The following is a 1,630-nucleotide window of genomic DNA, read 5'->3' as shown; positions in this document are numbered from 1 at the left end:
CTGGGTTCGAACCAGTGACCCCCGCCTTGTAAGGGCGGTGCTCTCCCAGCTGAGCTAACAATCCACGGGAGATATACGTTTGTAATTTGGAACATCAAATTGGTGGATTGTACTGGGTTCGAACCAGTGACCCCCGCCTTGTAAGGGCGGTGCTCTCCCAGCTGAGCTAACAATCCACGCTGTTTGATGGCGCTCATTATAGGGAGCATGAATGTAGTGTCAACATTATTTTTAAAAAAGCGGGCCGATTGCTGCAAAAGTAAACATCCGGGTTTTTTGCGGTGAATTGGCAGGTTAATGCCGGCTCACGGGTGGTGCATCCTTAGCCGAGCATTGTTACAATAGCGCCAACTCAGTTTTTGCCTATAGTGGATCAATTATGTCGTTAGTTACCCGTTTTGCGCCAAGCCCTACCGGTTATTTGCATGTTGGGGGCGCCCGTACGGCGTTATACAGCTGGTTGTATGCCAAAAAGCGCGGCGGTACCTTTATTCTGCGAATTGAGGATACTGATTTAGAGCGGTCAAATCAGGCTTCAGTCGATGCCATTCTTGAGGGTATGCAATGGCTGGGATTAGCACATGATGACGGCCCGTATTATCAAACTCAGCGTTTCGATTTATACAAAGAAGTGGTTGCGCAACTGCTGGCTGACGGCAAAGCCTATAAATGCTTTTGCACGGTAGAAGAAGTTGACGCCATGCGTGAGGCACAAATGGCAGCCGGTGAAAAGCCAAAATACAACGGTATGTGGCGCGATCGTACTGATCATCCTACAGACAAACCTTTTGTTATCCGCTTTAAAAACCCCCAGCAGGGCGTGGTAGTCATTGATGATATGATTAAGGGCCGGATTGAAATTGCCAACAGTGAGCTGGACGACTTAATTATTGCCCGCAGCGATGGTACGCCTACTTATAATCTTACCGTGGTAGTTGATGACTGGAAAATGGGCATCACCCATGTCATCCGGGGTGATGACCATGTTAACAATACGCCGCGGCAAATGAATATTTTGGCAGCGCTTGGCGCAGAGATCCCTAAGTATGCCCATGTGCCGATGATTCTGGGTGACGATGGTAAGCGTTTGTCAAAACGCCATGGCGCGGTGGGTGTGATGCAGTATCGCGATAACGGGTTTTTACCCGAGGCGTTAATCAATTATCTGGTGCGGTTAGGCTGGTCGCATGGCGATCAGGAAATATTCAGCAAAGACGAGCTGATAGAGCTGTTCGATTTAGCAGATTGTAACCGGGCGCCCTCGGCCTTTAATACCGAAAAGTTGCTGTGGTTAAATCAGCACTATATGAAAACTTTGCCGCCGGCCAGGGTGGCGAGTGAGCTGCAATGGCATTTAGCCCATCAGCAGCTTGATACCAGCACCGGCCCAGCCATTGAGGATGTGATAAGCGTCCAGGCGGAGCGGGTTAAAACCTTAGTAGAGCTGGTAGAAGTCAGCCGTTATTTTTATGAAGACTTTAGCGAGTTTGAAGAAAATGCCGCTAAAAAGCACTTAAGGCCGGTCGCGGCTGAACCTCTGGCGTTAGTGCAAGAGAAACTGGCCGCGTTAGCTGAGTGGCAGTTAGATGCTATACATCATGCTATTAACGCAGCGGCGGAGCAACTGGGT

At 49.4% G+C, this 1,630-nt stretch carries 1 protein-coding gene and 1 tRNA gene; one reads left to right on the top strand and one right to left on the bottom strand.

What is annotated here, in order from left to right:
* Positions 1-100 precede the first annotated feature (100 nt).
* Positions 101-176 (bottom strand) — tRNA-Val (locus ABY802_RS16905).
* 203 nt (positions 177-379) lie between these two features.
* Between ABY802_RS16905 and gltX the strand changes: the two genes are divergently transcribed.
* Positions 380-1,630: glutamate--tRNA ligase (gene gltX, locus ABY802_RS16900; RefSeq protein ID WP_372628282.1), on the top strand; the 1,251-nt coding region annotated here is incomplete at its 3' end.

Source organism: Arsukibacterium sp. (genome assembly GCF_041616895.1).
Lineage (GTDB): Bacteria > Pseudomonadota > Gammaproteobacteria > Enterobacterales > Alteromonadaceae > Alishewanella.
This window is presented reverse-complemented; position numbering and strand designations above follow the sequence as displayed.